Annotated in this window: 3 protein-coding genes and 1 tRNA gene; all 4 read left to right on the forward strand. The window is 44.6% G+C overall.

The genetic code is table 11. The features are described 5' to 3' along the window. The first annotated feature begins 345 nt into the window (after positions 1-345). The 4 genes from alaS (at position 346) to AB6E52_RS22650 (ending at position 5187) form a co-directional block, all read left to right on the forward strand. Entirely contained in the window at positions 346-2928 is a 2583-nt protein-coding gene (gene alaS, locus AB6E52_RS22635; protein ID WP_017059024.1) for an alanine--tRNA ligase, read from the forward strand. Between the two features lie 220 nt (positions 2929-3148). Then, positions 3149-4330: an aspartate kinase gene (locus AB6E52_RS22640; RefSeq protein ID WP_017063224.1), complete on the forward strand. Its 1182-nt coding sequence runs from the start codon at positions 3149-3151 to the stop codon at positions 4328-4330. A 92-nt stretch (positions 4331-4422) separates the two neighbouring features. Continuing rightward, positions 4423-4620, forward strand: a complete 198-nt coding sequence (gene csrA, locus AB6E52_RS22645; protein WP_004415691.1) for a carbon storage regulator CsrA — start codon at positions 4423-4425, stop codon at positions 4618-4620. Between the two features lie 474 nt (positions 4621-5094). Continuing rightward, positions 5095-5187 (forward strand) — tRNA-Ser (locus tag AB6E52_RS22650). Positions 5188-5290 lie beyond the last annotated feature (103 nt).

Raw genomic sequence — 5290 nt, forward strand, 5'->3', positions numbered from 1 at the left:
ATTTGAAGTAGCCATAATTCGTCCTCAATGTGTAAACACATTTCAGGACGGGACATTGAAAGAATTTAAAGCCTCGCATATTTTATGCGGGGCTTTTTTATTGGATCTGCTCCGTCGAGCATGTCTTTGGTCAAATCTCTCTCGTTGACTGAGTTTCTTCGGTACTAGGTCGTCAATTTAGTTCTGCTTTTCCACGGCAAGATATAGTGGAATATTCTTCATTTTATCGAATTCCCACTAAAATCCTGCCCAAGGGTGTCTTTTCTACAAGAAAACTAGTCGAAGCCTTAACCATGATCTACAATACGGCAAAATTCTAACTCGACTATTTTCAGGAAGAGCTGCATGTACATGAGCACTGATGAGGTTCGCAACGCGTTCCTTAAGTTCTTTGAGAGCAAAGAACACCAAATCGTAGACAGTTCATCGTTAGTTCCACATAACGATCCAACCCTGCTATTTACTAACGCAGGTATGAACCAATTCAAAGATTGCTTCTTAGGCGCCGAAAAGCGTGCCTACACTCGAGCAACTACGGCTCAGCGTTGTGTACGTGCGGGTGGTAAACACAATGACCTTGAAAACGTAGGTTTCACGGCTCGTCACCACACGTTCTTCGAAATGCTAGGCAACTTCAGCTTTGGCGACTACTTCAAAGAAGAAGCGATTGGATTTGCTTGGGAATTCCTGACTGAAACTCTTCAACTGCCAAAAGACCGCCTGCTGGTAACGGTATACGAGACAGATGATGAAGCATTCGATATCTGGAACAAGAAAGTAGGTGTTCCTGCTGACCGTATCGTTCGCATTGGCGACAAAGAAGGCGGTAAACAGTTCGAGTCTGATAACTTCTGGACGATGGGTGACACAGGTCCTTGTGGTCCATGTACTGAAATCTTCTACGATCACGGTGAGCACATCTGGGGCGGCCGTCCTGGTACACCTGAAGAAGATGGTGACCGTTTCATCGAGATCTGGAACAACGTATTCATGCAGTTCAACCGTCACGCTGACGGCACAATGGAACCGCTACCTAAGCCTGCTGTAGATACAGGTATGGGTATTGAGCGTATTTCTGCAATCATGCAGGGCGTTCACTCTAACTACGAAATTGATGTATTCCAAAAGCTAATCAAAGCGACTGCGGAAGTTGTTGGTCATGACGATCTATCTAACCAATCGCTACGCGTTATTGCTGACCACATCCGTTCTTGTTCATTCCTAATTGCTGACGGTGTTATGCCTTCAAACGAAGGTCGTGGCTACGTTCTACGTCGTATCATCCGTCGTGCAGTTCGTCACGGTAACAAGCTTGGCGCACAAGGCGTGTTCTTCCACAAACTTGTGGGCGTACTGGCTGAAGTGATGGGCTCTGCGGCAGATGAACTTAAGAAACAGCAAGAGCTGGTTGAAAAAGTACTTCGCATTGAGGAAGAGAACTTTGGTCGTACGCTAGAGCGCGGCATGGTTATTCTTAATGACGCACTAGATGCACTTGAAGGCAAAGAGCTTGACGGCGAAACAGTTTTCAAACTTTACGATACATACGGCTTCCCAGCTGACCTTACTAACGATGTAGCTCGCGAACGCGATTTTACTATCGATGAAGAAGGCTTTGAGAAGGCGATGGAAGCACAGCGTAAGCGTGCACGTGAAGCAGGCCAATTCGGCACGGATTACAACGCGACAATCAAAGTAGACACCAACACTGAGTTCTGTGGTTACACAGCAACTGAAGGTGCTGGTGAAATCTCTGCGCTATTCGTTGACGGCGAAGAAGTATCTTCACTATCGGCTGGCGACAAAGCAATCATCATCCTTGAAGAGACACCATTCTACGCTGAGTCAGGCGGTCAATGTGGTGATGCTGGTACACTAAAAACAGCGTCGGGTCTTTTCAAAGTACAAGACACTCAGAAGCTAGGTAACGCATTTGCGCACCACGGTGAGCTAGTTGAAGGTGTATTTGCTAAGGGCGATAAAGTAGAAGCAACGGTTGACGCTGAGCGTCGAGCTGCTATCTCACTAAACCACTCTGCCACTCACTTACTTCACTCTGCATTGCGCGAAGTGCTAGGTGAGCACGTTGCTCAGAAAGGTTCTTTAGTTAAGCCAGATAACCTACGTTTTGACTTCTCTAACCTTGAAGCGGTAACACCAGCACAGATTAAAGAAGTAGAGCGTCTAGTTAACGCACAAGTTCGTAAGAACCATGTGATTGAAACGAACATCATGGACATCGAGTCAGCGAAAGAAAAAGGTGCAATGGCACTGTTTGGCGAGAAGTACGATGATGAAGTTCGCGTTCTATCTATGGGCGATTTCTCTACTGAACTTTGTGGTGGTATCCACGCTTCAAACACAGGTGATATCGGCCTATTCAAGATCACTTCTGAAGGTGGTATTGCTGCGGGTATTCGTCGTATTGAAGCGGTAACAGGTGAAGCTGCACTAGATGCAGTAGAAGCTCAAGCTAACGCTTACGAAGAGAAACTGGCTGAGTCAGCTAAGAAAGCGAAATCGCTAGAGAAAGAAATCCAACTGCTTAAAGAAAAGATGGCTGCTGCAGAAAGCGCAAACATCATGGGCAAAGTAGAAGACATCTCTGGTACTAAAGTTTTGGTTGCTGCAATTGAAGGCGCAGACAACAAGAACCTACGTACTATGGTTGATAACGCTAAAAACCAAGTAGGTAGCGGCATCATCCTGATCGCGAACGTAGCAGACGGTAAAGTTGGCTTGATTGCTGGTGTAACCAAAGACCTAATCGGCAAAGTAAAAGCGGGTGATCTCGTCAAGATGGTTGCTGAGCAAGTTGGCGGTAAAGGCGGCGGTCGTCCAGATATGGCTCAAGCGGGCGGTACAGACGTTGCAGCACTGCCAGAAGCGCTTAAATCTGTGCGTACTTGGCTAGAAGAGCGTCTTTAAGCTTAAGTAATTGATACAAAGATGCCCAATCAGTTGATTGGGCATCTTTTATTTTGCCTATTGGAAGTGTGTTTAAACAAGGTTTGATTGAGATTAACCAAGAAGTCTAATGGTGGCGTTAGACTCCTTGGTTAATTTTTTATTGCTTCGCCCTGACGCGGAGTGTGTGTTTTTTTGTCATATATAGACATTGGTCTTGGGAAGGTGAGGACGGGTGAAAATGCCTCTTATCGTGCAGAAATTTGGTGGAACGTCGGTGGGTTCAATTGAACGAATCCATCATGTAGCAGAAAAAATCATTGAAGCGAAAAATGAAGGGAACCAGATCGTGGTTGTCGTTTCTGCTATGTCTGGTGAAACAAATCGGTTAGTTAATTTAGCCACGCAAGTTGATAGCGTACCAAACGCTAGAGAACTGGATGTGTTGTTAACGGCTGGCGAGCAAGTTTCCATGGCCTTGTTAGCAATGACGTTACACAAGTTAGGTTATGAAGCGACATCGATGACTGGCTATCAAGCCAAGATACACACGGATTCTAATCATAATAATGCAGCGATTGAGCGTATTGATACTGCTCCGATTCAAGCTCTGCTAGATGACAACCAGATTGTTATTGTTGCAGGCTTTCAAGGATTCAATGCGAAAGGTGATATCACGACATTAGGCCGCGGTGGTTCAGATACTACAGCGGTCGCGCTTGCAGGTGCCTTGCAGGCGAAAGAATGCCAGATCTATACTGATGTAGATGGTGTTTACTCTTGTGACCCTAGAGTCGTAAAACAATCTCAGAAATTAGATACTTTAGACTTTCCTTCTATGGAAGAGATGGCTCGCCGAGGCGCTAAGGTATTGCACCTTCCTTGTGTTCAGTATGCATGGCAGCACAACGTGTCATTGCGAGTGCTTTCAAGCTTTGAACAAGGCGAAGGCACATTGATCGCGGGTAATCAGTGTTTGAATGATATTGCTGGCATCGCCATCCAAAGAGATATGGTGCGTATCGAGTGTTTGAATGAAGATTTACCGTCTTTCATTTCACATTGCCAACTGTTGGGGATCGAAGTCTGTAGTGTGATCGAGGAAACAGAACGGGCAGCACTCATTATTAAACAAGACATAAGTGCCAAATTAAAACTAGTTTTTGCTGAGAAAATCCGTAATAGTGAACAGGTTAGTTTGTTAACTGTGGTAGGAAGCCGAACACAAGAAATTGTGGTCAGTTCACATGGATTGTTGTCTGAAGGCGAAATTGATGTACAGCATCACTTATTGCAGCAGCAGTCTTTAACTTTGGTGATATCACCAACGCAAGTCGATATGGCTGCTAACATATTACACAATGCATACATCGTAGCGCGTGAAACACAGGGTTATCCTAAAAAAGAAGTGCATTTTGGTTAAATAAACTCAATCGATAGTTTACGAAAATATAACTTTTGTTGGATAATGCTCTCGTAGCTAGATAAATTTAGAGATTACTCAAGGAGCAAAGAATGCTAATTTTGACTCGCCGCGTTGGCGAAACACTGATGATTGGTGATGAAGTAACAGTTACTGTACTAGGCGTTAAAGGTAACCAAGTACGTATCGGTGTTAACGCACCTAAAGAAGTATCTGTTCACCGTGAAGAGATCTACATGCGCATTCAAGCTGAAAAAGGTAATGGTAACGTTGCATCTGGCAACTACTAATACTTTTGCGTAGAGAAGAGGCTAGCATTGTTGCTAGCCTTTTTTGATCTTGGGGAACCGAAACACTGATTGGGACATAGATGGGTTGGATAACGGATCGGTCTCAAAGTGGTGAAGTGAATGCTTTGTGATGCTGCGAGATACAGACAAGGTTGAACAGAACTGTTGCTCTGTATTTTGTTTGGCAAAACTCAAGATTTATTCGCTTCCCCTATGGCGAAAATACGCATCCCGTAGTATTGTGCCATCAGCAGTAGCACTTGCTGCTGGAGAAATTAGATAATTGTTTTCGGCTGTTTATTATTGCCAATCTTTCACCTTAATTTTTAAGGGAAAAAGCGCGATTTGAATCTTATAAGTTCAATTTGCAAGCGCTTTGATTAAATAGCAAACGGTTGAGTGTTTTTGTCCAATTTTTTTCAATAAAGTGTTTGACATATTTTCGGTAAAACGTAATATGTGCCTCCGCAAGACGGTGAGGTGGCCGAGAGGCCGAAGGCGCTCCCCTGCTAAGGGAGTATGTGGTTTGTAGCTGCATCGAGGGTTCGAATCCCTCCCTCACCGCCATTTCTTGCGAGTCTAAAATTAGCAATTTAGACAATGTAAATGTGCGTCCTTAGCTCAGCTGGATAGAGTACCTGGCTACGAACCAGGCGGTCGGAGGTTCGAA

The organism is Vibrio sp. 10N.247.311.13 (genome assembly GCF_041467595.1).
Classification (GTDB): Bacteria; Pseudomonadota; Gammaproteobacteria; order Enterobacterales; family Vibrionaceae; genus Vibrio; species Vibrio crassostreae_C.